The following is a 24,768-nucleotide window of genomic DNA, read 5'->3' on the forward strand; positions in this document are numbered from 1 at the left end:
AGATGTCGATCTTCCTGAACGAGAACAGCAAGGTCATCGTGCAGGGGCTCACCGGCTCCGAGGGCATGAAGCACGCGACCAAGATGCTGAAGTCCGGCACGAACATCGTGGGCGGCGTCAACGCCCGCAAGGCCGGCCAGACCGTCACCATCGAGGGCAAGGACCTCAAGGTCTTCGGCACGGTCGAAGAGGCCATCAAGGAGACCGGCGCCGACGTGTCGGTCATCTTCGTGCCGCCGAAGTTCGCGAAGGACGCGGTCGTCGAGGCGATCGACGCCGAGATCCCGCTCGCCGTCGTCATCACCGAGGGCATTCCGGTGCACGACTCGGCCTACTTCTGGGCGCACGCGGTCGCCAAGGGGAACACGACCCGGATCATCGGGCCGAACTGCCCCGGTGTGATCAGCCCGGGCAAGTCGAACGCCGGCATCATCCCGGCCGACATCTCCGGCCCGGGCCAGATCGGCCTCGTGTCGAAGTCCGGCACGCTGACCTACCAGATGATGTACGAGCTGCGGGACATCGGTTTCTCCACCGCGGTCGGCATCGGCGGTGACCCCATCATCGGCACCACGCACATCGACGCCCTCGAGGCGTTCGAGGCGGACCCCGAGACCAAGGTCATCGTGATGATCGGCGAGATCGGTGGCGACGCCGAAGAGCGCGCCGCGGCCTACATCAAGGAGAACGTGACGAAGCCGGTCGTCGGTTACGTCGCGGGCTTCACCGCGCCCGAGGGCAAGACCATGGGCCACGCGGGCGCCATCGTCTCCGGCTCCTCCGGCACGGCGGCCGCGAAGAAGGAGGCCCTCGAGGCCGCCGGCGTCAAGGTCGGCAAGACCCCGAGCGAGACCGCCGTCCTCGCGCGTGAGCTCTACAACAACCTGGGCTGAGCCCGGGACGTAACTCCTGGTAAGGCCGGGCACCCCCAAGGTGCCCGGCCTTTCCGCGTTCCGGCCGGAACCGCGCGGGAGATTCACACGTCTGGTGGGCTGACGGCCGTGGAGTGCGCTAGCGTTCTGCGCACACAAGCCGCCTCGTCTTCTTCCGGGCGCCCGCGCGCCCGGAGTGCCGGTCGAACCGACAGGAGTGCATCCGATGACCTTCCCCAGCGGTGGGCCCGGCTACCCCCAGCAGGGTGGCGGCCAGCAGCCCCCCGGACCGCCGTCCAGCAGCTTCCCATCGCAGCAGCAACAACAACAGCAGCCGCAGCCGCATTCGCACCAGGCACCCTCCGGCGGGGCGGGCCTGCCGCAGAACCTGCCGCTGCTGCTCGCCCTGGTCGTCGCCGGCCTCGGCCTCGTGCAGTACTTCCTCGGCTTCTCCGACAACGGTGAAGTCGGCCTCGGCGGGACGTTCCTGCTCGGCGGCGGCCTGCTCGCCGCGATGCACGCGCTGCCCAAGGGCCCGAAGACGCTGCCGTTCGCGGCGCTGTTCAGCGTCCTCGGCGCGCTCGAGGTCCTGGACACCCTCGTCGGGCTCCAGACCTCGCCCGGCATCGTCACCGTCATCCTGATCCTGGCGATCCTGCAGATGCTGGTCGCGGTCGGCGCGCTGCTGATCGCGCACGACGTCATCAAGCCGCCGTCGCCGAAGCCCGCCGCGCCGTCCTACGGCGGCCAGTACGGCCAGCCGGGACAGCAGGGACAGCAGCAGTACGGCCAGTCCGGCCAGCAGTTCGGCCAGCAGGGTCACGGGTCGGGCCCGGTCGCCCCCACCGGCGAGCCGTCGGCGCCGTTCTCGCAGCCGGGCCAGTACGGCTCGCCGAACCCGCCGTCGACCACCCCGCCGCCGGGACAGCAGGCCACGACGTACGCCCCGCAGCAGGGCCAGTTCTTCCAGCAGCCGCCGCCGGAGAACCCGGGCACGCCGCCCGGTGGCTTCGGCAAGTCGAACTGACGCAGCCTCATTTCGAACACCCGCTGTGACACTCGGTGTCACAGCGGGTGTTTTGCGTCGGGGGAGACCCGACCGGGTGAGCTCCCGCGCCCGGCGGCGGCGTGGCTCACCCGGACGGAGCAGCCCGGATGTCAGGGTGCGGATCATGGACCTGCTCACCGACGACCCCCACCCGCCGGGTGAAGCGGTCGGCGAGCCCGGATCCGGCGTCGAACCCGCCCCGGTGTCCTGGCTGCGCGTGCTGCTCGCCGCCGCCCTCGGCCCGCTGGTCACCGGCTATGCCGCCGTCGCGACCGTGCTGGCCCTGGTCGCCCTCACCGCCGGCCGCACCGCCTTCTCCGACACCGGCGTGCTGCTGGCCGCCGGGCCCGGCTGGCTCGCCGCGCACCAGGTGCGCCTCGGGATCGGCGGTCACCCTCTCGGGTTCCTGCCGCTGCTGCCGACGCTGGGTGTCGTCGCGCTCGCCGCGCGGACGGCGTCCGGCGCCGCCCGCCGCCTCGGCTGCCGGTCGTTCCGCGAAGCGCGGCCCGTGCTGCTCACGATCACCGGTGCGCACGCGGTGTTCGGGCTCGTCGTCGCGCTCTGCGCCCAGGGCTCGCCGGTGACGGCGAACCCGGCGCTCGCCTTCGTCGTGCCCGGGCTGCTCGCCGCCGCGGCCTCGTGCGCGGGCATCACCCGGTCGTGCGGGCTGCCGGACGCCGTCGCCGACCGCGTCGACGCGCTCGCGCTGCGCGGGCTGCGCGTCGGCGCGATGAGCCTGGCGATCCTGGTGGCCTGCGGCGCCGCCGTGTTCACCGTCGCGACCGGGCTGTCGTGGGCGACGGTGTCCGGCACCTACGAACCCGGCTTCGGCACCAGTTCCGGGCTCTTCCTGCTCTCGCTGCTGTACCTGCCGAACGCCGTGACGGCCGCGCTGTCCTTCGTCACCGGGCCCGGGTTCTCGATCGGGCCGCTCTCCGTCAGCGTGTTCGCCTACCGCGGCGGCGCCGTACCCGCCGTCCCGCTGCTCGGCGGCCTGCCCGAACACCACGCGGCCTGGTGGCCGGCGTTGCTGGTGCTGCCCGCGGCAACCGGCGCGCTGGCCGGCTGGTCGCTGCGCAAGGCCGACGCCGATCCGGCGCAGCGCATCCGTGCGGTCGCGGTCGCCGGTGCCGTCGTCGCGCTCGGCTGCGTCGTGCTGGGCACGCTGGCCGGTGGGCGGCTCGGCGACGGCCCGTTCGACCCGGTGAGCGTCCCGGTCGGCATTGCTTCGATCGTCGCGTTCTGCTGGATCGTCATCCCGGGGTCGTTCGTCGCGTTCTTCGCGGGCGAGCACGAGCCCCCCGCTCCGCCGCCCGAAGCGCTCGAAGACAACGAGGCCTTCCAGGACGCCGACGACGTCGACGCCGAAGAAGCGGCCGAAGCCGTCGAGGAACTCGAAGCGGCTGAAGCCGCCGAGAACTCCGAAGCGTCCGAAGAGGACGAGGAGATTTCCGCCGAGGACGCGGCGTTCGAAGCCGAGGCCGACGCCGAGCTCGGGCTCGAAGAACCGGCCGAAGACGTCCCCGGCGCCGCTCCCGAACCGGGCGGCGCTGTGACCGGAGGCACCGAGACCTGCGGCGACGTCGAGCCGGACGAGGGCGACCGTTAGGGTTTAGGTGACCTGGTGAAGCGCCGTGCGCCCGGCTGCGCACCGCCCGCGGCAAGGAGCCCGCTCTGTCTCAACGGTTGGACCTGCCCACTCCGGTGAAGCTCGTCGTGCTCGCGTCGGGCTCCGGCACCCTCCTGCAGGCGGTGCTGGACGCCACCGGGCGGTCCGGCTTCCCGGCCAAGGTCGTCGCCGTCGGCGCCGACCGCACCGGCATCGAGGCCCTCACCCGCGCCGAGCGCCTGAGCATCCCGTCGTTCACCGTCCGCGTCGCCGACCACCCCGACCGCGCCGCCTGGGACAAGGCGCTGACCGAGGCCGTCGCGGCGTACCGGCCCGACCTGGTCGTCTCCGCCGGGTTCATGAAGATCCTCGGGGAGCAGTTCCTCGGCCGCTTCACGGTGATCAACACGCACCCGGCGCTGCTCCCGTCCTTCCCCGGGATGCACGCGGTCCGCGACGCCCTCGAAGCCGGGGTCAAGGTCACCGGCTCGACCGTGCACTTCGCGGACGCCGGGGTCGACACCGGGCCGATCATCGCCCAGGAGGCGGTCGTCGTGGAGAGCGACGACGACGAAAACGTCCTGCACGAACGGATCAAGGCCGTCGAACGCAGGCTGCTGGTGGAAACGATCGAGCGACTCGGCCGCGGTGGCTGCACCGTGGACGGACGAAAGGTGACATTTCGTGAGCACTGACCTGGGACGGCGCCCGGTCCGCCGGGCGCTGATCGGCGTCTCGGACAAGGCGGGCCTCCTGGACCTCGCGACCGGCCTGCACGCGGCCGGCGTCGAGATCGTCTCCACCGGTGGCACGGCGAAGGCCATCGCCGACGCCGGCGTCCCGGTCACGCCGGTCGAGCAGGTCACCGGTTTCCCGGAGTCGCTGGACGGCCGCGTCAAGACGCTGCACCCGCACGTGCACGCCGGGCTGCTGGCCGACCAGGGCAACCCCGACCACGTCGAGCAGCTGCGCAAGCTGGACATCAAGGCGTTCGACCTGCTGGTCGTGAACCTGTACCCCTTCGCGCAGACCGTCGCGTCCGGCGCGAGCGCCGAGGACTGCGTCGAGAACATCGACATCGGCGGCCCGGCCATGGTCCGCGCGGCGGCGAAGAACCACGGCAGCGTCGCGGTCGTCGTCGACCCGGCCCGCTACGGCTGGGTGCTCGAGCGCGTCGCCGGTGGCGGCTTCGAGTTCGCGGACCGCAAGCGCCTCGCCGCCCAGGCGTACGCGCACACGGCGGCGTACGACACGGCCGTCGCCTCATGGTTCGCCAGCGCGTACGCCCCCGACGAAGACGCTGCCGAGGCCGGCTTCCCGGACTTCCTCGGCGCCACCTGGGAACGCGCCGACGTCCTGCGCTACGGCGAGAACCCGCACCAGAAGGCCGCGCTGTACAAGAGCGAGCGGCCCGGCCTGGCGCACGCCGAGCAGCTGCACGGCAAGGCCATGTCGTACAACAACTACGTCGACACCGACGCCGCGCGCCGCGCCGCGTACGACTTCGCCGAGCCCGCCGTCGCGATCATCAAGCACGCCAACCCGTGCGGCATCGCGATCGGCGTGGACATCGCCGAGGCCCACCGCAAGGCGCACGCGTGCGACCCGGTTTCGGCCTACGGCGGCGTCATCGCGACGAACCGGCCGGTCAGCCGCGAGGCCGCCGAGCAGATCGGCGAGATCTTCACCGAGGTCGTGCTGGCGCCGGACTTCGACGCCGAAGCCCTGGAGATCCTGCAGCGCAAGAAGAACATCCGGCTGCTGAAGCTGCCGGCGGCCCCGGCGTCGTCGATCGAGTTCCGCCCGATCTCCGGTGGCGTCCTGCTGCAGACGGCCGACGCGATCGACGCTTCCGGCGACGACCCGGCGAACTGGACGCTCGCCACCGGCGCCGCGGCCGACGAGCAGACCCTGCGCGACCTGGAGTTCGCGTGGCGCTCGCTGCGCGCGGTCAAGTCCAACGCGATCCTGCTGGCCACCGACGGCGCGACCGTCGGCGTCGGCATGGGCCAGGTCAACCGGGTCGACTCGTCGCGGCTCGCGGTGGCGCGGGCCGGCGACCGGGCCAAGGGCTCGGTCGGCGCGTCGGACGCGTTCTTCCCGTTCCCGGACGGCCTGGAGGTGCTGACCGAGGCGGGTGTCCGCGCGATCGTGCAACCCGGCGGCTCGGTCCGTGACGCCGAGGTCATCGCGGCCGCGGAGAAGGCGGGCGTCACCATGTACCTGACGGGGACGCGCCACTTCGCGCACTGACCGCTTTCGGGGGCCCCGGGGCGAAGCCCCGGATGTCACTGACCCGCGCTTCGAGAGGGAGGGCTCGATGCAGCAACCGCCGCCGTACGGCCACGGCCAAGGTCAGCAGGGGTACCCGGGCTATCCGCCGCAGCCGGGGTACCCGCCGCCCGGTTACCCGCCCGCCGGGTACGGCGCGCCGGTGCCGCCACCGAAGAAGAAGCGGACCGGGCTGATCCTCGGCATCATCGGCGGCGTCGTCGTGCTGCTCGGCGCGGGCATCCCGCTGGGCATCTTCGCGGGCGACTACTTCGCGAGCACCGGCGCGGCACCGTCGTCGTCGCCGGTGCCCGCCGAGTGCCAGGTCCCGGCGCCGGTGCTGGAGAAGGCCGGTTTCCCGAGCTTCGTCCTGGGCGGCCAGGGCACCCAGGACCTGCCGGGCATCAAGCAGCAGGGCTGCAGCTGGAAGCCGGGGCCGGACGAGAACGTCCGCGACGCCACCATGCACGTCCAGATCACCCGGTACTCCGGGGAGAGCGCGCGCGAGCAGGCGAACGACATGTTCAAGCCGAAGGCACCGGCGCTCCCGCCGACGGACGTGCGCGGCATCGGCGACAAGGCGGTCCTGGTCCGGCTCGCCACCGACAGCGCGTTCAGCGGGTCCGAACTGCACGTCCTGAAGGGCACGACCGTCGTCATCCTCGAGGTGTCCGGCTGGGACAAGGGATTCTTCTCGAACTCGCCGATGCCGCAGGAGGAAACCGACGCCGCCGTGCAGGCGGTCGGCGCGGAGATCGTCAAAAAGCTGCCGCGTTAGGCGGGTGCGGGCAGCGTCCTGCAGAGCGCGGCCGGGAACTTCGGCTCGGCCGCCAGGATGTCCGCGCAGCCGGCGGACCGGGCCGTCGCGAACGACGTCCACCCCGCGTCGCTCCAGCGGAACGCGGTGCGGGACGGCGGCTCGGACCGCTGCTGCGGGAGGTCGAGGAGCAGCCAGTCCGGCACGCACGCGCGGGTCGCGCCCGGGGTGACGGCACCGGCGGCGGACACCGCTGCACCGATCCACGCCGGATCGCAGTGGTCGGCGGGCGGGGCACAGGTGCCCTGGCGGTCGCAGTGGCCCCAGCCCGCGCCCAGCTTGTGCCAGGCGTTGCCGGTGTCGGCGTTGAGGATGACCGTCCGGTCCGCGATCGGGCCCGTCGTCCTCAGCCGCAGTTCCGCGGGCACCTTGTCCTGGCAGCCGCCCGCCGCGGGGCGGGTCGAGTAGACGACGTCCGCGTGGATGTCGGTCTTCGCTTCCACGACCTGTTCGATCCGCGGCTCCTGGACGCAGCCGGGGTCGTTGCCGGGCAGGGCGACCTGCACGAAGAGGCTGCGGTCGTCCGAACCGGGGCGGATCCCGGTGACGTCGGCGCGGAACGAGCGCCACTGGGCGCCGATGGTCGTCGGCGCCGTGGCGGCGGCCGTGACGCCCGGCACCCCGCAGCCGGCGGCGAGGGCTCCGGCCGCCGCGATGACGGCGCAGGCGACGGCCACGATCGGCCGTCTCCGCCGTTCGGTCATCGCCACCCCCAAGTCCACCGGCGAATCTAGCCGACGCCGCAGCGTCAGGCGGCCGGACCGGGTTTTTCGCGCAGCGTGACGTCCTTCTCCAGGTAGACCGCCCCGGCGATGTGGCCGCCGGGCGCCGGCGCGTCGGTGAGCCGGTAGCCGGCGCGCTGGTACAGCGCGATGTTGCGGGCGCTGCGGGCGCCGGTGAAGAGGGCGAACCGGCGGGCTTCCACGGGCGCCTGCGCTTCGGCGTGGGCGAGCAGCCGGCGACCCAGCCCGCGCCCGGCGAGATCCGGCGCGACCATCAGCCTGCCGAGCTCCCAGCAGGCCCCGTCCAGCCGGGCGCGCACGGCGCCGATCAGCCGGTGGTCCTGCCGCAGCACCCACACCGACCACGTTTTCGTCCAGTCGCGGACGTCTTCGAGGGTCTCGTGCAGGGCGGGGATGTCGAGGGTGTCGTTGAGGACGGCCTCCTGCACCCAGCAGCAGCGCTGGAGGACCAGCAGCTCGGGGCAGTCTTCGGGGCGGGCGTCGGTGAGCTCCACGCCGCCTGTCTAGCGACCGGTGCCGGGGCGGGCAAATTCATTACGTTGGCGGGGTGAACCTGCGCCACGCGCTCGACGCCCCGGGATTCGCTCCGCTGCCGCCCCGGGCGCGGACCTTGCTGGAAACACTGGCCGCGCCGTCGCGGCTCGGCGCGCACCTGCGGCTGGTGCACGACGTCGCGGTCACCCTGACCGGGTGGGTGGGCCCGCGCGTGGACGTCCCGGCGGTGCTGTTCGGTGCGGCCACGCACGACATCGGGAAGATCGTGCACCCCGCGGAGCTGTCCGGGCCGGGATCGGCGCACGAACTCGCCGGGTACGCGTTGCTGGTCTCGCAGGGGGTCGAGGAGCCGTTGGCGCGCTTCGCACGGACGTACGGCTCTTGGGACGCCGTGGACGCCACCTTCGAAGACCTGCTCGTCACGCTGGCGGACAAGGTGTGGAAGGGAAAGCGGCTGCCGGAGCTGGAGCAGCGGGTCGCCGAGCGGCTCGGCGGGCCGCCGTGGGAGACGTTCCTGGCCCTCGACGACGAGCTCGAGCGGATCGCTTCCGGTGCCGACGCGCGCTTGGCTTTCCAGGCCGCGTACCCCACCAGTGGGTGACTTGACACCTCGGGTGGTTCGCGGTTGACTGGTCTTAGTCGAACATACGTTCGACGTGGAACCGCCGCCTTCCCCGCGGCGAACCAGTGCCGTCGGTCGCGTTTTGGGAGAGGCCCGACCGCCGGCCCTAGTCCGTGGTGGGGAGGTGCGTGCGGTGACTGCTGTGGTGGAGCCGCCGGTGGCCCGGCTGGCGGCCTTGCCCGGGGTCAGCACGGCGAGCCAGGTGGCGGCCCAGGCCGAGCGAGCCAGGGCGACGGGAAGGGTGCTCCCGGTCGTCCCGGCGCTGGCCGGGCTGCTGCCCGGGCTCCGGCGCGGGAGCACGGTGGCGGTCCACGGGGGCACCTCGCTGCTGCTCGCCCTCCTCGCCGCGGCCACGACCGCGGGCTCCTGGGCGGCGGTGGCCGGCATGCCGTCCCTGGGGATCGCGGCGGCGGCCGAGTACGGGGTCGACGTCAGCCGCCTGGCCCTGGTCCCGCGTCCGGGGGCGGAGCTCCCGGCGGTGATCGCGGCATTGCTGGACGGCGTCGACCTGGTGGCGGTCCAGTCGGAGACGCTCCAGCCGGCACTGGCGCGGCGGCTGTCGGCCCGGGCTCGCCACCGCGGCGCGGTGCTGTTGTCGGCCGGGGCTTGGCCCGGAGCGGACGTGGAGCTGTCGTGCCGTCGTGAGCCCTGGTCGGGCCCGTCGGGCGGGTACGGCCACCTCGAGTCCCGCCGCGTGCGGGTCCGAGCCCACGGCCGCGGCCCGGCGGCCCGCCCGCTCACGGCGGACCTCCACCTCCCGGCCCCCGGCGGCGAGGTCACCCGGGCGCTCCCCGCCCCCTCACTCCGCGAGGCCACCGCATGACCCCCACCCCCCACCCCCGCCCCACCTCGCACCCTCACCCCGCCCACCCACACTGCCCCGCCAATCACGCGTATGACCCCTCCAGTCACGCGAGATGCCTCCCCAGTCACGCGAGTCGCCTTCCCAATCACGCGAGCCGACCCTCCGGATTCGCTGGCCGACCGTCTGGGTACGCAAACCGACTTCCCGAGTACGCGAGCCGACCCTCTGGGTACGTCGGCCGACCGTCCGGGTGCGCCAGCCGACCGCCTGGGTACGTCGGCCGACCATCCAGGCACGCGAGTCGACCGTCTGGGCACGCGAGCCGACCACTCCTTCACCCCCACCTGCGTCGGGGTGGCGGGCGGGCTCGGGAGGCCACGTGACCGTCCCGTCCCAGCGCGGCGCCCCCGACACCCCCGCTCGCATGCTCGTCCTCTGGTGTCCGGACTGGCCCGCCGTCGCCGCGGCGGCCGTTGGTGGGGTTGATGCCGCCCTGCCCGTTGGCGTCTTCAGTGCCAACCGGGTTGTCGCGTGCAACGCCGTTGCCCGGCGGAATGGTGTCCGGCGGGGGATGCGGCGGCGGGATGCCCAGTCGAACTGTCCGGAACTCGCCGTCTTCGCCGCCGACGACGGGCGGGACGCGCGGCTCTTCGAAGCCGTCGCGCGGGCCGTCGAGGGGCTCGTTGTCGGGGTCGAGGTCGTGCGGCCCGGGCTGGTCGCCGTTCCCGTCGAAGGCGCCGCCGGCTACTTCGGCGGGGAACACGCGCTCGTCGAACGGCTTCTCGACGAGGTCGCCGCCGCGGCCGGGGTCGAGTGTCAGGTCGGTGTCGCCGAGGGGTTGTTCGGCGCGACGCTCGCCGCGCGGTGTGGTGAGTTCGTCGCGCCCGGGCGGGTTGCCGAATTCCTCGCCCCGCTTCCCGTCACCGAGCTCGACCAGCCCGGTGCCGACCGCGCGGAGCTGGTCGATCTGCTGCGCCGCCTCGGGCTGAAGACACTCGGTGCGTTCGCCGCCCTGCCGGAACGTGACGTCGCCAACCGCTTCGGCGCGGGCGGGCTGCTCGCCCACCGGCTGGCGCGCGGCCGTTCCGAACGGCCGCCGCTGCGTCGCCGACCGCCGCCCGAACTGGCGCTGGCCGAGGAGTTCGACCCCGTTGTCGAGCGGGTCGACGTCGCGGCGTTCCTCGCCAAGGGGCTCGCGACGCGGTTCTGCGCGGGCCTCGCCGGGCACGGCCTCGCCTGCACGCGGCTCGGCATCTACGCGGTCACCGAAGAAGGCGAACACCTCGGCCGGGCGTGGCGCTGCGCCGAACCGCTGACGCCCGCCGGCGTCGCCGATCGCGTGCGCTGGCAGTTCGAAGGCTGGCTGCGGGCCGCGCCCGGGCAGCGTCCGACGTCCGGCGTCGTGCGGCTGCGGCTGGAACCCGAGGAGGTCGTCGAGGGGCGGTCGCTGCAGCTCGACCTGTGGCGCAACGGCGGTTCCGACGAGGACGACGAGCGGGCCGCCCGCGCGTTCGTGCGGGTCCAGGGCCTGCTCGGGCCCGAAGGCGTGCTCACCCCGGTGCTCGACGGCGGCCGCGACCCCGCGGGCCGCGTCCGGCTGGTGCCCTGGGGCGACCCGCGCGAGCGGACGGCACCGCCGGACGCGACCTGGCCGGGGCGGCTGCCGTCGCCTTCGCCGGCGACGGTCCTCGACCGGCCGGTCCCGGCGCAGGTTTTCGACGACGGCGGCCGAGCCGTCGGCATCACGGCCCGCGACCAGGTGACGGCGCCCCCGCGACGCCTCACCATCGCGGGCGGCGCGGGCCGGGAGGTCGTGGGCTGGGCGGGCCCGTGGCCCCTGACGGGCGACCGCCGCCGCCCGGGCCCGCGGCGGGCGCGGCTGCAGCTGGTGCTGGCCGGCGAGGGCGACGAGCCGCCCGAGGCGGTGCTGGTGCACTGCGCGGGCACGGAAAATCCACTGTGGACGGTCGAGGGAGTGTACGACTGAGCATGGACGACGACTACGCACGAAAGCTGCGCAACTGGCTGCGAGCCGAGCCCGGGGCCACGCCCAGCGGGACATCGGAGGAGCGCGAATGGCTGCGCGAGATTCCCGAGCCCGCCACAGAGGAGCAGGCGGACACGCCCGACCGGTGGACGGTCCGCGGCCAGCTCCCGCAGACGCCCGCCGACGACGAGTGGGTCTGCCCGGTGATCGAGCTCCCGGTCCCGCGCTCGTCGCGCGAGAACGGGTGCCGCATCAGCGGGATCGAGCTCCGCTGGAGCCCGCCGGCCAGAGTGGACGGCCGTGCGGAGGCGCCGGGTGCAAGCCGCATCAGCGACCCCAAGAACGCGGCCCGCGGGAAGGCGCTGGACGTGGGCCGCGTGAGCGATGCGGAGGCGCGGAGCCGTTGGAACCATCCGACGAACGCGGATGGTCGCGGGGAGGCGCTGGACGTGGGCCGCGTGAGCGATGCGGAGGCGCGGAGCCGTTGGAACCATCCGACCAACGCGAACCGCCGCACCGAAGCGCCTGACGTGAGCCGCCGGAACCACTCCACGAACGCGGACCGCACCGCCGAGCCACCGCCAAGCGCCACGAGCGAAGCCGAAGCCCGCTCCCGCTGGAACCACCCCACCAACTGGCACCGTCGCCGCCGGGCGGCTGAAGATCAGCGGCGCGATCTGCCCGGGAGCCACTGAATGGGCTGGAACAACCCACCCGTCCGCTGGAAGGACCTCGCCCGCACCCTCGCCGGCGGGGTGCCGCCGGGCGACCACGGCGACAGTCCCGCCTGGGGCCGTCGCCGCGAGGGCTACCAGCGGCCCGGCGACCTCCCCGCCCGGCGCAACGACGATGGCGCCGAAACCGTCCGCGTTCCCTACGCCGAACTGCACTGCCACTCCAACTTCAGCTTCCTCGACGGTGCCAGCCACCCCGAAGAACTCGTCGAAGAGGCCGCGCGCCTGGAACTCGACGCCATCGCCCTCACCGACCACGACGGCATGTACGGCGTCGTGCGCTTTGCCGAAGCCGCGCGGGAACTCGGCGTCGACACCGTCTTCGGCACCGAGCTCAGCTTCGGCCTGCGCAGCCCGCAGAACGGCGTTCCCGATCCGGAAGGCGAGCACCTCCTCCTGCTCGCCCGCGGCGACCAGGGCTACCGGGCCCTCTGCCGCGCCATCACCGCCGGGCAGATCCACCACCAGGCCGAAAAGGGCCGGCCCAGCTACGACCTCGGCGCGGTCGCCGAGGAGGTCGCCGGGCAGTGCGTGGTGCTGACGGGCTGCCGCAAGGGCGCGGTGCGCTCGGCCCTCGTCACGCACGGCCCGGCGGCCGCCGCGGAGAAGCTGAAAGAACTGATAGCCCGCTTCGGCCGCGACAACGTCTACGTCGAACTCACCGACCACCGCCAGCCCCTGGACAGCACCCACAACGACCTCCTGACGCAGCTCGCGACCGAACTGGGCCTGCCGACCGTGGCCACCACCGCCGCCCACTACGCGCGGCCCGAACGGGCTCCGCTGGCCGATGCCCTCGCCGCGATCCGGGCCCGGCGGGGGATCGACGAACTCGAGGGCTGGCTGCCCGCCGCCGGGACGGCCTTCCTCCGCAGCGGTGCCGAAATGGACGTCCTGTTCCGGCGGTACCCCGGCGCCGTCCGGCGCAGTGCGCTGCTCGGCATGGAATGCGCGTTCCCGCTGAAGCTGATCGCCCCCGAGCTGCCGCCCTTCGACGTCCCCGAGGGCTACACCGAAACGACCTACCTCCGGGAACTGACCGAAAAGGGCGCCGAGGAGCGCTTCCGGGGCAAGCCGCACGAAGAAAAGGCGAACGCACAGATCAAGCACGAGCTCGCCATCATCGAAGAGCTCGGCTTCCCCGGCTACTTCCTCATCGTCTGGGACATCGTGCGGTTCTGCCGCGAGCACGACATCCTGTGCCAGGGCCGCGGCTCGGCCGCGAACTCGGCCGTCTGCTACGCCCTCGGCATCACCAAGGTCGACTCCGTCGCCTACGAACTCCTCTTCGAGCGCTTCCTCGCCCCGGACCGGGACGGCTACCCCGACATCGACCTCGACATCGAGTCCGACCGCCGAGAAGAGGCCATCCAGTACGTCTTCCGGAAACACGGCCGCCTGCGGACCGCCCAGGTCGCGAACGTGATCACCTACCGCGCCCGGTCCGCCGTCCGCGACGCCGCCCGCGCGCTCGGCTACTCACCCGGCCAGCAGGACGCCTGGAGCAAGCAGATCGACCGCTGGGGCTCCTTGCAGAACACCGAAAAGGACCACGACCACGACATCCCGGACGAGGTCCTGCAGCTCGCCTTCGCGCTCGAGGACTTCCCGCGACACCTGGGCATCCACTCCGGCGGCATGGTCATGTGCGCCGAGCCGGTGAGCCAGGTCGTCCCGGTCGAGTGGGCGCGGATGGCCGACCGCAGCGTGATCCAGTGGGAGAAGGAGGACTGCGCCGCCGCCGGGCTGGTCAAGTTCGACCTGCTCGGCCTCGGCATGCTGTCCGCGCTGCACTACATGATCGACCTCGTCGCGGAGTACAAGGACGAAAAGGTCGACCTCGCCGAGCTGGACCTCGCCGACGAGAAGATCTACGAGATGCTGTGCCGCGCCGACGCGATCGGCGTCTTCCAGGTGGAGAGCCGCGCGCAGCTGGCGACCCTGCCGCGGCTGCAGCCACGCGAGTTCTACGACCTCGCCGTCGAGGTCGCCCTGATCCGGCCGGGCCCGATCCAGGGCGGCTCGGTGCACCCGTACATCCGCCGCAAGCAGGGCCGCGAGGAGTGGACCTACGACCACCCGCTGCTGGAGAAGGCGCTGCACAAGACCAAGGGCGTGCCGCTGTTCCAGGAGCAGATGATGCAGATCGCGCTGGACGTCGCGAACTTCACCGCGGCGGAGGCCGACCAGCTGCGGCACGCGATGGGGTCGAAGCGGTCGGACCGGAAGATGGACCTGCTGCGGCAGCGGTTCCTCGAAGGCGCCGCCGTGAACGGGGTCGATGACGAGCTGGCGCGGAAGATCTTCCTGAAGCTTAAGGCGTTCGCCAACTTCGGCTTCCCGGAAAGCCACGCGCTGAGCTTCGCGCACCTCGTCTTTTCCAGTGCCCACTTCAAGTTCTACCACCCGGACGCGTTCCTGGCGGGCCTGCTGCGCGCGCAGCCGATGGGGTTCTACTCACCGCAGTCGCTGGTCGCCGACGCGCGGCGCCACGGCGTCACCGTGCACGGCCCGGACATCAACCGGAGCCTGCCGCACGCGACGCTGGAAGCGTTGCCGGAAAAGGGAAAGCTGCACGCCGTGCGGACCGGGCTGAGCACCGTGCGCAAGATCGGGGAAGACCTCGCGAAGCGGATCGTGGCCGAGCGTGCGGAGAACGGCGAATACCGCGACATGGCCGACGTCGCCCGCCGCGTGCGGCTGACCACGCCCCAGATCGAGGCGCTGGCCACGGCCGGTGCGTTCGCCGGGTTCGGCGGCGATCGCCGTCAGGCGCTGTGGACCGCGGGCGCCGTCGCCGGCGAACGCCCGGAGCGGCTGCCCGGCCTGGTCGGCGCGCAGGCGCCGGTGCTGCCGGGGATGGACGGGCTCGACGTCGCGGCCGCGGACGTCTGGGCCACCGGGGTGTCGCCGGGCAGCTACCCGACCGAGTTCATCCGCGACCGCCTCGACGAGCTCGGCGTCGTCCCGGCGAGCGGCCTGGCGGACCTCGACGACGGCGCGCGCGTGCTGATCGGCGGCGCGGTCACGCACCGGCAGCGCCCCGCGACCGCGGGCGGCGTCACTTTCCTCAACATCGAAGACGAAACGGGGATGATCAACGTGATCTGCACGCTCGGGCTTTGGCAGCGCTACCACCGCGTCGCGCGCAGCAGCCCGGCGCTGCTGATCCGCGGGGTGGTGGAGAAGGCCGACGGCGTGGTGAGCGTCCTCGCCCACCGCGTCGAGCCGCTGCCGATGCGCATCAAGGCGAAGTCGCGGGACTTCAGGTAAGGGGGCGCCGGACGACCGTGATGATCTCGGGACTGGCGTCGGTCACCGGCGAACGGTCCCAGGAGCCGTACTGCTCGTCGACGACCAGCCCGGCTTCGCCGGCGAACTCGTTCAGCGTGGGGACGTCGAGGAAGCGCAACGTGCTGTCGCTGTACTTCGGCTCCTCCCAGCTCGGGCTTTCGTACGTCGTCCTGAAGCTGACCAAGCCGTTCTCGAACGGCCCGGCGTCGTTCCACGAGCGGACATCCCCGGCTTCCCAGACGTTCGAAGGTGTCCAGCGTTCCCAGGCGCGGCCGGCCGGGTTGCGCGTCTCGAAGCCGAACCGGCCGCCGGGCTTCAAGGCCCGCCGGACCGCGGAGAACGCCGTGCGCACCTCGTCGTCGGTGAGCAGCACCTGGAACGCGTGCCCGGTCATCACCGCGAAGTCGAACTCCGCGTTCCAGGACGCGGTCGACAAATCGCCGTGCACCCACTCGATGTCGGCGCGGCGGCGGGCCTGGACGAGCATGCCCTCGGCGGGATCGAGCCCGACGAGCCGGCCGTCGTGGCCGGACTCGCGTGCCCAGTGCAGCAGGGAACCGGTGCCGCAGCCGACGTCCAGCACCGACTCCGCGGCCAGGATCATCGGCAGGTAGAACCGGTAGTCGCCGCCGCTTTCCCGCGGGTTGAAGGCGTCGTACAGCGAGGCGAGGCCGGCGTCGGCGAAGTGGCGGTCGGGCATCGCCTCACCGTAGTGATCGACTCGAGCGGTCTCACCGGAATTTCGGCCGGCGGTCAGGAGCTGACCTATTTCCGCCTTACGTTCGAAGCGACGAACCGAGGAGGAAACATGGTCGACCCCGTTCCCGACGGCTACACGACGGTCACCCCGTGGATCATCGGCCGCGACACCGCCGGTCTGCTCGGCTTCCTGAAGGCCGCCTTCGACGCCGAAGAACTCGGGCGGGTCGTCGGCGAGGACGGGAAGATCGGGCACGCCGAGGTGCGCATCGGCGACGCCGTGGTGATGGCGTTCGACTCGCCGGACGGCTGGGGCGCCACGCCCGCCTTCCTGCGGCTTTACGTGCCGGACAGCGAAGAAACCCAGCGACGCGCGATCGAAGCGGGCGCGATCGAGGTGACCCGCCAGACGGTCCTGTTCTTCGGCGACCGCGTCGGCCGCGTGCGCGATCCCTTCGGCAACCTGTGGTGGATCCAGACGCGGTTGGAGAATCTGGACGAAGCCGAGCTGGCGCGCCGCGCGCAGCTGCCCGAGTACGTCGCGGCGATGAACTACGTGCAGGGTGCGGTCGGCTGATCGCGGGTGTGGCACCCTGGGCCCGTGCTGGAGACGGGGGAGGACTACCGCGAAGCGGTGTTGTCCGGGCAGTGGTGGGAAAAGCGGCGGTTCACCGGGTGTGACTTCACCGGCGCGGACCTGAGCGGGCTGCGGACGCGCGGCTGCACGTTCGACGACTGCGTGTTCAGCCGGGCCGACCTGTCGCGCTCCCGGCACGACGCGTCGGCGTTCCGCTCGTGCACCTTCGACCGGACGGTGCTCGCCGAAAGCCGCTGGACGGCGTGCTCGCTGCTCGGCACTTCGTTCACCGACAGCGGGTTCGGCGGGATCGCGCTCACCGAATGCGACCTCTCGCTCGCGTCGCTGGCGAAGGCGCGGCTGCGCAAGCTCGGGCTGTCGGGCCTGCGGCTGCGGGAAGCCAACCTCATGGAAGCCGATCTCACCGGCGCTGACCTGCGCGGCAGCGACCTGACCGGCGCCCGCCTGCAGGGCGCGAAGCTCGAGGGCGCCGACCTGCGTGGGGCGCGGCTCGACGCGAACGCCCTGGTCCAGGCCGATCTGCGGGGTGCGGAGGTCGACGTCGAAACGGCGATCGCCTTCGCCGCCGCGCACGGGCTCGTCATCCGCTGAAACCACGAAGGCCCCAGCAGCTCGCTGCCGGGGCCTTCGTGAGCACTCAATCGATCGGGGGTTCGCCCGGGTCGAGCTCGATCAGGTCGCCCTCGGCCACGAGTTCTTCGATCGACGCCGGCAGCAGGTACGCCGACCCGCCGCCCGGCTGGTTGAACCACGGGATCGCGACGCCGGCCAGCGCCTCCAGCGGCCGTTGCACCCGGTAGACGTGGTACGGGCGGTTGACCCACTCCGGCACCAGCGACCGCTCGGCGAACGGCGTGCCCGCCGCGTACGTCAGGTTGCCGTTCGGGCCGCCGAAGCGGTCCAGCTCGCTGCCCGCGGGCAGTTCGCGCAGCTCCTTGCCGCGGAACAGCGTCAGCGGCGGCTCACCGGCCATCGGGCCGATCGGCCACTGCTGCTGGCCACCGCCGCCGCCACCGTTGACGGCCGGGCGGGCCGGTTCGTCCCGGCGCGGCGGCGCGGGCGCGCCCGCCGGAGGGGGCGGTGGCACCGGCAGGACACCCTGCGGCATCGGGGCCAGGACCGTCGGCGCCGACGGCGGTTCGCGCCGGGGCGGTGCGGGCGCCGCGGGCGGCGGGCCGGCCTGCTGCTGGGCCATCGGCGGCGGCCCGGCCGGGACCGGCGCGGGCTGGCGCGGCGGGGCCGGCGGCTCGTCGTCCCCGAGGTCGCCGAAGAGCTCTTCGGCGCTGGTGAACGCCGTTTGCTCCTGCGGCGGCACCGGCTCGGGCTTGCGGATCTGGTACGAGCCGGTCGCGACCTCGGGCGACAGCGTCGCGACTACCCGCTGCGGGGCGGCCGGCGGCTCCGGCTCGGGTTCCGGCTCCGGCGCGGGCGGCTCCTCGGCGGGCACGTGGCCCTCCGGGTTGAGCAGCAGCTTGCCGAGCATGAACGCGGCCGCGTCCTCGGCGTCGCCGAACACCGCGGGGTTGCTGAGCTTGCCGTCGTACCAGCCGACGCGCCAGCCGTCGTCGACCTCTTCGACGCTCCAGCCGTGCTCGGCGGGTTCACCCAGCTTGTAGCCGCTTTCGGGGACGTCGAGCTCGTCGAGCTTGGCCTGCAGGCCGGCGAGCACCGGGTGGTCCGGGGTTTCGCGGCGCAGCGCCCGGCGGCCCGGACGCGGGGGAGCGGGCGGCTCGGCCTGGGCCGCGGGCTGAGGTGCCGGCTCCGGCACCGGCAGCACGCCGGGCACCTCGGGCTGGGTGATCATGGTCGGCGGCCCGGGGTCGAACGCGGCCTGCTCACGCCGGGGCGGCTGGAACGGGGGCTCGCCGTCCGGCCGGGCCGGCTGGCCCGCGGGCTGGAAGGCGTGCTCGTCGTCGTGCCGTGGCGGCTGGAAGGCGGCGTGCGACGGCTCGTCGCCGGGGTGCGGCTGGCCGGCCTGGAAGGCGTGCGCGAGCTCATCGTCGTGGCGCGGCGGCTGGCCGGGCTGGAAGACGTGCTCGTCGTCCTGGTGCGGCGGCGGGAAGGCGCCTTCGTCCTCGTGGCCCGGCGGCTGGAAGCCGGCGTGGGACGGCTCGTCGTCCTGGCGGGGCGGCAGGCCGGACTGGAAAGCGTGCGCCGGTTCGTCCGCCTGACCGGTGTCGAACGCGTGCCCGGCCTCGTCGTCCGGCCCGGGCGGACCGGACTCGAACGCCGCGTGCGCCGGCTCGTCCGCCGGTTCCTCGTCGTGCCGGACCGGACCCGGCTCGAACGCCGGCTCGGCCGGGAAGGCGTGCTCGTCTTCCCGCGGGGGCTGGAAGGCGGCGTGCTCCTCGTCGCGTCGCGGGAAGGGCTCGCCGTCGCGCGGCGGCTGCTGCTCCTGCCCGATCGGCTGGTCGGGGACGTACTCCGCGGTCTCTTCCAGGTCGGGCACCCGGCCCGCCTCCGGTGCCGAACCGTTCGCCACGCCCGCGTGCTCGGGCTGCTGCGCGTACTCCTCGTCGCCGTACGGGTGGTCCTCTTCGGCGAAGCGGTCTTCGAACTCCTGCTCGTCGAAGCTCTCTTCGGCGTATTCGTGCTCTTCGGCCGGAGCCTCCGGTTCGGCCGGCGCGTGCACCGAGAGCGGCGCCTCCACCGGCGCGGGCGGTTCCTGGTGCTGCTGCGGCGGCGCGACGGGCGGGGGCGCGACGGGCGGCGGGCCCACGGGCGCCTGCTGCTGCGGCGGGCCCTGGGGCGGCATGCCTTGCGGGGGCGGCCCCTGGGGCGGCGGTCCGGCCGGGCGCTGCTGCTGCGGCGGCGGCTGGTTGCCCCGGGTGAGGTACGCGGCGGCGGCCTGCAGCGTCGGCTCGTCCACCGGCGGCAGCGCGAAGCCGATCGCCCGGACGTGCTCGACCAGGTCCGGTTCGGGCGAAACGCCGTACTTGTGCAGGTAGAAGTTGACGGCGGCGGGCCAGATCCACTGGCCGTCGCTGTGGAAGGCGACCGGGACGGTCGCTTCCGGCGTCGCGGCCAGCCGGTCGATGTCGTAGCCGCGCTCGGGCACCACCAGCGGGGCGTGCTCGAGGTACTCCAGCAGCCTGTCCTGCTCCTCGACCTCGAGGTCGGGGCGGTTGATGACCGGCCGGCCGGCCGGGCCGACGGTGTCGAAGATCCGGGCGATCCGGAAGTGCGGCCCCGGCTGCTCCGGGCCGAGCCCGGACATCCGCCGGATCAGCCATTCGGGGACGTTCTCCTCGGTGCGCGGGAACATCCGCAGCTCGTCGGAGTAGGCCTGCGGCGGCGGCGCGAGGTTCCACACCGGTTCGTCGCGGTTGTACTCGAGGTTGTAGCTGGACGGGTGGTCGAGCTGGTAGCGCGCGTTGAACCACGTTCCGCGGCCGTCGCGGTACATGCCACCGCGGAGCCTGCCGAACAGGGTCGCGATGTCATGGGTGGCGAGCCACTCGTGCACCGTTCCGTCCTCGGTGACCATCTCGCCGGTCAGCTCGTGGTACCTGCCGAGCGCCCGGTACTCCGCGGTGACTTTGCGCCAGTCGCGCGGGGCGGCACGCAGCAGGGCAAGTCCGATCTGCTTGACCAGGGTGTCCTGCTCGGTCGCGTTCAGCTGCGTCGTCGGTTGTGCCACCCGCACATTTTGACTGTTCGCGCGCGTGAGTGCACCCCGCATGTGGGTTTTGCCGCCCAGCCACCCGGTGGCACAGGCTCTGACCTCGGGTGATGCGACGTGCGGTAGATCACAGGTTGATCGCGGGCATCGTCGCGAATGGACCGTGTGGGGTAGCGATCACTCTACGGGCTGCGACCACCCGCGCCTGGAAGCGACGCGCGGGCGCCGCTTTGCCAGAATGGGGCCCGTGACGGCGAAGATTCTCGACGGCAAGGCCACCAAGAACGCCATTTTCGCGGAGCTCGAACCCCGCGTCGCGGCCCTCGCCGCGAAGGGGGTGACGCCCGGCCTCGGCACCGTCCTGGTCGGCGACGACCCGGGGTCGCACTCGTACGTCCGGATGAAGCACGCCGACAGCGGCAAGATCGGGATCAACTCGATCCGCCGCGACCTGCCGGCCGACATCACCCAGGAGAAGCTCGAAGCCGTCATCGACGAGCTGAACGCCGACCCGGCCTGCCACGGCTACATCGTGCAGCTGCCGCTGCCGAAGCACCTCGACGCGAACCGCGTGCTCGAGCGGATCGACCCGGAGAAGGACGCCGACGGCCTCGCCCCGGTCAGCCTCGGCCGGCTCGTGCTGGGCCAGCGGGGCGCGCTGCCGTGCACGCCGTACGGGATCATCGAGCTGCTCAAGCGCCACGGCGTCGAGCTGAACGGCGCGCGCGTCACCGTGGTCGGCCGCGGCATCACCGTCGGCCGCACGCTGGGCCTGCTGCTGACCCGCCGCAGCGAGAACGCCACCGTGACCCTGTGCCACACCGGCACCCGCGACCTGGCCGCCGAGGTCCGCCGCGCCGACGTCGTGGTCGCCGCGGCCGGGGTGCCGGGGATCATCACGCCGGACATGGTGGCGCCGGGCGCCGCGGTCCTCGACGTGGGCGTGTCCCACGTGGACGGCAAGCTCACCGGGGACGTCCACCCGGGAGTCGCCGAGGTCGCCGGCTGGATTTCCCCGAACCCGGGCGGGGTCGGCCCGATGACGCGGGCGATGCTCGTCAGCAACGTCGTCGAGGCGGCGGAACGCTCGGTCCAAGGCTGATGACCGTGACCGAGGACCGGCGGGACATCGGCGACCGCCGGAGCAGGCAGAGCCGGTTCAGCCAGCTGCCGTTCGCGGCGGTGCTGCTGGTGGTGGCCGTCGCGGCGCTGCGGATCTTCCAGTACCACTGGCGGGAGGGCGCGGCGCTGATCGGCGCCGCGCTCCTCCTCGCCGCGGTGTTGCGGCTGTCGTTGACGACGGCCAGGGCGGGCCTCCTGGCGATCCGCGGCAAGCTCGTCGACGTCGTGACGTTCACGTGCCTGGCGGCGGCGGTGCTGTACGTCGCCCTGACGATCATCGGCGGCCCGCTCGGCTCCCCCTGAACGCCGAAAAGCGCCACTTTCGGGTGAAAGTGGCGCTTTCGGGTGGGTGGGTCAGGAGGCCAGGGCGAGTTCCCGTTGTTCGGCGCGGGCTTCGCGACGGTCCAAGGTGCCGGAAACGATCGCCAGCGTGAGCCCGAAGACCGCGAGGAGTGCGCCGACCCAGTTCGGGGCGACCAGGCCGAGCCCACCCGCGATCACCAGCCCGCCGAGGTAAGCCCCGATCGAGTTGGCGATGTTGAACGCGGACTGGACGGCGGCCGACACCAGGGACGGAGTGCCGCCCGCCTTTTCCATGATCCGCGCCTGCATCATCGGGCCGATCATGAACCCGGCGACGCCGACGAAGAAGATCGTGATCGCCGCGCCGACCTTGCCCTGCGCGGTGATGGTGAAGATCCCCAGCACCGACGCCAGCGCCAGGAGGGCGATGTACAGGCTCGGCATCAGCGCGCGGTCGGCCAGCCGGCCGCCGAGCAGGTTGCCGATCGTCATGCCGACCCCGGCCAGCGACAGCAGCAGGGTGACGTTCGACGGCGAGTAGCCGGCGACGTCGGTCAGCATCGGCGTGATGTAGGACAGGCAGGCGAACACGCCGCCCAGCCCGAACGTGACGATCGCCAGCGCCAGGTGCACCTGAGGGCGCTTGAAGGCGCTGATTTCGTTCTTGAGCGACGCATCGGCGGTGGGCTTGCCCTGGTGGGGGACGAGCTTCGCGATGGCCGCGATGGCGACCAGCCCGATCACGGCGACGACGCCGAAGGTGGCGCGCCAGCCGACCTGCTGGCCGAGCAGCGTGCCCAGCGGCACGCCGATGACGTTCGCCAGGGTCAGGCCGAGGAACATCAGCGACACGGCCTTGGCGCGCTCGCCCTGGCCGACGAGGCTGGAGGCGACCACGGCCCCGGCACCGAAGAACGCACCGTGGGGCAGGCCGGCGAGGAACCGGAACGCGATGCCGAACTCCTGGCTGGGCGACAGCGCGAAGAGGGCGTTGCCCACCGTGAACAGGCCCATCATGGCCAGCAGCATGGTCTTGCGCGGCAGCCGGACGGCGACCGCGGTGAGCAGGGGGGCGCCGACGACGACGCCGAGGGCGTAAGCGGAGATGAGATGGCCGGCGGTCGGGATGTCGACGCCGAAGTCGGCGGCCGCCTGGGGCAGCACGCCCATCATGACGAACTCGGTGGTCCCGATGCCGAAGGCTCCGATGGCGAGCGCGAGCAGCGCGACGGGCACGGCACTCCTTCCAGGGTGGGTAAACGATTACCGAGCCGATCTCTGGATCGGTTCAGTAAGGGGCATAAAGAGAGGCAGCCATTCGGCCCCAGCGCCGTGAGCTGCCTACGCCCTAGTCCAACAAGCGAGGGGGGCGGTTGTCATCCCGATATCGGGTGACGATCCACACCGTAACGCGGTGATCAGCGCGGAGCGGCCAGAACGCCGCTCAGCAGGCCCGGGAACAGGGCATCGAGATCGTTGCGGCGCAACGAGTTGAACCGGGTGGTGCCTTCCTGGCGGCCGACCACGACCCCGGCCTGGCGCAGGATGCTCAGGTGGTGGGTGAGTGTGGACTTCGTCACCGGCACGGTGAGGCCGCTGCACGAAATCTCCTGCTCGGTCGCCGCCAGCTGGCGGACGATGGCCAGCCGCACCGGGTCGGCGAGGGCGCGGAGCACGCCTTCGACGGTGATTTCTTCCCGCGCCGGGTAGTGGAGCGGCGGCAGGGTCGCGTGCTTGGCCATGAGCCCATCGTACGACGCCGGTCGAAATTGTGGCAGCGACGTAGTACGGTCACTGTCGAACTACGACGTTCGTCGAACCAATCCCTGCTTCGCTTGGGGGCTCAGCCCATGTCCGCACCTGCTCCGTCGAGGATCTCCGTCCTCGCCTTCGGCGCCTTCGGCGTCGGGACCAGCGGTTACATCGTCGCCGGGCTGCTGCCCGCACTGACCGGCGAGCTGCACGTCTCGGCCACGGCCGCGGCGCAGCTCGTGACCGCGTTCGCCATCGCGTACGCGATCGGCTCGCCGCTGTTCGCCGCCGCGACCGGCACCTGGGAACGCCGGACGCTGCTGGTCGCCGCGCTCGCCGTCACCGGCGCCGGCAACCTGTTCGCCGCGCTCGCGCCCGGCTACGGCTCGCTGCTGGTCGCCCGGGTGGTGACCGCGGTGGGCGCCGCCGTGTTCACCCCGGCGGCGAGCGCCGTCGCGGCCGAGCTGACCGTCCCCGAGCGCCGGGGCCGCGCCGTCGCGCTGGTGTTCGGCGGCCTGACGGTCGCGCTCATCTTCGGCGTCCCGCTCGGCAGTCTCATTTCCCAGCACCTCGGCTACCGGCCCGCGTTCGCGCTGGTCGCCGCGTTCTCGCTGGTGAGCGCGCTGGCCGTGCGGTTCGCCCTGCCCACGGTCGCCGCGCCGCCGCGCGTCGGCCTGGCCGAGCGCTTCGCCGCGGGCCGCGACCCGCGGGTGCTCGTCATGCTGGCCACGACGGTGCTGGCCTGCTTGGCCGCGTTCATGGTCTACACGTTCGTCTCGCCGCTGCTGGCGGCGACCGCGGGCGTGCACGGCACGACCGTGACGGTGCTGCTCTTCTGCTACGGCGTCGGCGGCGCGATCGGCAACTTCGCGGGTGGCCGGGCGACCGACCGCTGGGGTTCGCGGACGCCGCTGCTCGTGGTCACCGTGGTCATCACCGCGGTGATGGCGTTGCTGCCGCTGACGACGGTGACGCCGGTCGCGGCCGGGATCTCGCTGTTCGTCTGGGGGCTGGCGACGTGGTCGTTCAACCCGCCGGTGCAGCATCGCCTGATCGAGCTGTCGCCGGGCCACGCCGGGCTGGTGCTCTCGCTCAACGCGTCCGCGATCTACCTCGGCGTCGGCCTGTCCGGCGTGGTCGGGGGAGCGGTGCTCGCGTCGGGTGGCCCGCTGCTGCTGCCCGAGGTCGCGGCCGCGTTGACCCTCGTCGCGCTGCTGCTGGTGGGCTCGGCGTGGGGGCGGGTCCGCGAGCCTCGGGAACAGATCGCCGCCGGTTAGTCGCAATGCCGGAAAGTTAAGGCTCAGGGGCGTGTGTCAACTCGGTGATGATCGTGATGGTGATGGTTGCTGGGTAGTTGGTGCGGTCGGTCTGGCCT

The 24,768-nt window shown here is 72.7% G+C and carries 22 protein-coding genes; 16 read left to right on the forward strand and 6 right to left on the reverse strand.

The annotated features are described in order from the left end of the window. Window positions 1–2: 2 nt before the first annotated feature. The 6 genes from sucD to AB0M30_RS09420 all read left to right on the forward strand — a co-directional run bounded on the left by sucD (window position 3) and on the right by AB0M30_RS09420 (window position 6,578). Entirely contained in the window at window positions 3–893 is an 891-nt protein-coding gene (sucD, locus tag AB0M30_RS09395; protein WP_155548957.1) for a succinate--CoA ligase subunit alpha, read from the forward strand. Window positions 894–1,098: 205 nt separating this feature from the next. After that, entirely contained in the window at window positions 1,099–1,899 is an 801-nt protein-coding gene (locus AB0M30_RS09400; protein ID WP_364581827.1) for a DUF5336 domain-containing protein, read from the forward strand. 136 nt (window positions 1,900–2,035) lie between these two features. Continuing rightward, window positions 2,036–3,529 (forward strand): DUF6350 family protein, encoded by a 1,494-nt coding sequence (locus tag AB0M30_RS09405; protein WP_364581829.1) that lies wholly within the window; start codon window positions 2,036–2,038, stop codon window positions 3,527–3,529. A 77-nt stretch (window positions 3,530–3,606) separates the two neighbouring features. Beyond that, window positions 3,607–4,224, forward strand: a complete 618-nt coding sequence (gene purN / locus AB0M30_RS09410; protein WP_364581832.1) for a phosphoribosylglycinamide formyltransferase — start codon at window positions 3,607–3,609, stop codon at window positions 4,222–4,224. Beyond that, window positions 4,214–5,782 carry a bifunctional phosphoribosylaminoimidazolecarboxamide formyltransferase/IMP cyclohydrolase gene (purH, locus tag AB0M30_RS09415; protein ID WP_364581834.1) on the forward strand — a complete coding sequence of 523 codons (1,569 nt, stop codon included), beginning with the start codon at window positions 4,214–4,216 and terminating at the stop codon, window positions 5,780–5,782. The genes purN and purH overlap by 11 nt, the downstream gene beginning before the upstream one ends. Window positions 5,783–5,849: 67 nt before the next feature. Further along, window positions 5,850–6,578 (forward strand): hypothetical protein, encoded by a 729-nt coding sequence (locus AB0M30_RS09420; protein ID WP_364581836.1) that lies wholly within the window; start codon window positions 5,850–5,852, stop codon window positions 6,576–6,578. Here AB0M30_RS09420 and AB0M30_RS09425 read toward each other — a convergent pair. Together AB0M30_RS09425 and AB0M30_RS09430 are read right to left on the reverse strand one after the other, a co-directional pair. Beyond that, on the reverse strand, window positions 6,575–7,339 hold the full coding sequence (locus AB0M30_RS09425; protein ID WP_364581838.1) for a hypothetical protein: 765 nt from the start codon (window positions 7,337–7,339) through the stop codon (window positions 6,575–6,577). The genes AB0M30_RS09420 and AB0M30_RS09425 overlap by 4 nt on opposite strands. A 26-nt stretch (window positions 7,340–7,365) precedes the next feature. Next, a complete protein-coding gene (locus AB0M30_RS09430) occupies window positions 7,366–7,854 on the reverse strand; it encodes a GNAT family N-acetyltransferase (protein WP_364581841.1) in 489 nt (162 codons plus the stop codon). Window positions 7,855–7,907: 53 nt separating this feature from the next. On the opposite strand from AB0M30_RS09430, the gene AB0M30_RS09435 reads away from it, so the two are divergent. The 5 genes from AB0M30_RS09435 to AB0M30_RS09455 all read left to right on the forward strand — a co-directional run bounded on the left by AB0M30_RS09435 (window position 7,908) and on the right by AB0M30_RS09455 (window position 15,276). Beyond that, on the forward strand, window positions 7,908–8,456 hold the full coding sequence (locus tag AB0M30_RS09435) for a phosphohydrolase (RefSeq protein WP_364581843.1): 549 nt from the start codon (window positions 7,908–7,910) through the stop codon (window positions 8,454–8,456). 154 nt (window positions 8,457–8,610) lie between these two features. Then, window positions 8,611–9,300 carry a hypothetical protein gene (locus AB0M30_RS09440; RefSeq protein WP_364581845.1) on the forward strand — a complete coding sequence of 230 codons (690 nt, stop codon included), beginning with the start codon at window positions 8,611–8,613 and terminating at the stop codon, window positions 9,298–9,300. 406 nt (window positions 9,301–9,706) lie between these two features. Continuing rightward, window positions 9,707–11,269: a DNA polymerase Y family protein gene (locus tag AB0M30_RS09445; protein WP_364581899.1), complete on the forward strand. Its 1,563-nt coding sequence runs from the start codon at window positions 9,707–9,709 to the stop codon at window positions 11,267–11,269. Between the two features lie 2 nt (window positions 11,270–11,271). Continuing rightward, a complete protein-coding gene (locus tag AB0M30_RS09450; protein ID WP_364581848.1) occupies window positions 11,272–11,964 on the forward strand; it encodes a hypothetical protein in 693 nt (230 codons plus the stop codon). Then, window positions 11,965–15,276: an error-prone DNA polymerase gene (locus AB0M30_RS09455; protein ID WP_364581850.1), complete on the forward strand. Its 3,312-nt coding sequence runs from the start codon at window positions 11,965–11,967 to the stop codon at window positions 15,274–15,276. Here the strand turns inward: AB0M30_RS09455 and AB0M30_RS09460 are convergent. Further along, complete coding sequence (locus AB0M30_RS09460; protein WP_364581853.1) at window positions 15,269–15,997, reverse strand: class I SAM-dependent methyltransferase; 729 nt, start codon at window positions 15,995–15,997, stop codon at window positions 15,269–15,271. The two genes, AB0M30_RS09455 and AB0M30_RS09460, sit on opposite strands and share 8 nt — an antisense overlap. A gap of 108 nt (window positions 15,998–16,105) precedes the next feature. Here AB0M30_RS09460 and AB0M30_RS09465 point away from each other — a divergent pair, with 108 nt between their 5' ends. Then, a complete protein-coding gene (locus tag AB0M30_RS09465) occupies window positions 16,106–16,573 on the forward strand; it encodes a VOC family protein (RefSeq protein WP_364581854.1) in 468 nt (155 codons plus the stop codon). A gap of 24 nt (window positions 16,574–16,597) precedes the next feature. Further along, a complete protein-coding gene (locus AB0M30_RS09470) occupies window positions 16,598–17,185 on the forward strand; it encodes a pentapeptide repeat-containing protein (protein ID WP_013222730.1) in 588 nt (195 codons plus the stop codon). Window positions 17,186–17,231: 46 nt separating this feature from the next. Here AB0M30_RS09470 and AB0M30_RS09475 read toward each other — a convergent pair whose 3' ends face one another. Then, window positions 17,232–20,240, reverse strand: a complete 3,009-nt coding sequence (locus AB0M30_RS09475) for a glycohydrolase toxin TNT-related protein (protein WP_364581857.1) — start codon at window positions 20,238–20,240, stop codon at window positions 17,232–17,234. Window positions 20,241–20,463: 223 nt separating this feature from the next. On the opposite strand from AB0M30_RS09475, the gene AB0M30_RS09480 reads away from it, so the two are divergent. Together AB0M30_RS09480 and AB0M30_RS09485 are read left to right on the forward strand one after the other, a co-directional pair. After that, complete coding sequence (locus AB0M30_RS09480; RefSeq protein WP_103341087.1) at window positions 20,464–21,318, forward strand: bifunctional methylenetetrahydrofolate dehydrogenase/methenyltetrahydrofolate cyclohydrolase; 855 nt, start codon at window positions 20,464–20,466, stop codon at window positions 21,316–21,318. After that, on the forward strand, window positions 21,318–21,641 hold the full coding sequence (locus tag AB0M30_RS09485; RefSeq protein WP_364581860.1) for a DUF3017 domain-containing protein: 324 nt from the start codon (window positions 21,318–21,320) through the stop codon (window positions 21,639–21,641). The genes AB0M30_RS09480 and AB0M30_RS09485 overlap by 1 nt, the downstream gene beginning before the upstream one ends. A gap of 51 nt (window positions 21,642–21,692) precedes the next feature. Here the strand turns inward: AB0M30_RS09485 and AB0M30_RS09490 are convergent, their stop codons facing one another. Next, window positions 21,693–22,877: an MFS transporter gene (locus AB0M30_RS09490; protein WP_360172376.1), complete on the reverse strand. Its 1,185-nt coding sequence runs from the start codon at window positions 22,875–22,877 to the stop codon at window positions 21,693–21,695. A gap of 182 nt (window positions 22,878–23,059) precedes the next feature. Next, window positions 23,060–23,383, reverse strand: a complete 324-nt coding sequence (locus tag AB0M30_RS09495) for a metalloregulator ArsR/SmtB family transcription factor (protein WP_364581863.1) — start codon at window positions 23,381–23,383, stop codon at window positions 23,060–23,062. Window positions 23,384–23,491: 108 nt separating this feature from the next. Here AB0M30_RS09495 and AB0M30_RS09500 point away from each other — a divergent pair, with 108 nt between their 5' ends. Then, complete coding sequence (locus AB0M30_RS09500) at window positions 23,492–24,670, forward strand: MFS transporter (RefSeq protein ID WP_364581866.1); 1,179 nt, start codon at window positions 23,492–23,494, stop codon at window positions 24,668–24,670. Window positions 24,671–24,768: the final 98 nt, after the last annotated feature.

The sequence above is a fragment of the Amycolatopsis sp. NPDC051716 genome (assembly GCF_040681595.1).
GTDB lineage: Bacteria > Actinomycetota > Actinomycetes > Mycobacteriales > Pseudonocardiaceae > Amycolatopsis.

Excerpts from the sequence above, each read along its gene's own strand:
- AB0M30_RS09495 (WP_364581863.1), bottom strand. The coding sequence starts at position 23,383 with ATGGCCAAGCACGCGACCCTGCCGCCGCTCCACTACCCGGCGCGGGAA.
- AB0M30_RS09455 (WP_364581850.1), top strand. The coding sequence starts at position 11,965 with ATGGGCTGGAACAACCCACCCGTCCGCTGGAAGGACCTCGCCCGCACC.
- AB0M30_RS09450 (WP_364581848.1), top strand. The coding sequence starts at position 11,272 with ATGGACGACGACTACGCACGAAAGCTGCGCAACTGGCTGCGAGCCGAG.
- AB0M30_RS09420 (WP_364581836.1), top strand. The coding sequence starts at position 5,850 with ATGCAGCAACCGCCGCCGTACGGCCACGGCCAAGGTCAGCAGGGGTAC.
- AB0M30_RS09485 (WP_364581860.1), top strand. The coding sequence starts at position 21,318 with ATGACCGTGACCGAGGACCGGCGGGACATCGGCGACCGCCGGAGCAGG.
- AB0M30_RS09400 (WP_364581827.1), top strand. The coding sequence starts at position 1,099 with ATGACCTTCCCCAGCGGTGGGCCCGGCTACCCCCAGCAGGGTGGCGGC.
- AB0M30_RS09500 (WP_364581866.1), top strand. The coding sequence starts at position 23,492 with ATGTCCGCACCTGCTCCGTCGAGGATCTCCGTCCTCGCCTTCGGCGCC.
- AB0M30_RS09445 (WP_364581899.1), top strand. The coding sequence starts at position 9,707 with ATGCTCGTCCTCTGGTGTCCGGACTGGCCCGCCGTCGCCGCGGCGGCC.
- AB0M30_RS09465 (WP_364581854.1), top strand. The coding sequence starts at position 16,106 with ATGGTCGACCCCGTTCCCGACGGCTACACGACGGTCACCCCGTGGATC.
- AB0M30_RS09460 (WP_364581853.1), bottom strand. The coding sequence starts at position 15,997 with ATGCCCGACCGCCACTTCGCCGACGCCGGCCTCGCCTCGCTGTACGAC.
- sucD (WP_155548957.1), top strand. The coding sequence starts at position 3 with ATGTCGATCTTCCTGAACGAGAACAGCAAGGTCATCGTGCAGGGGCTC.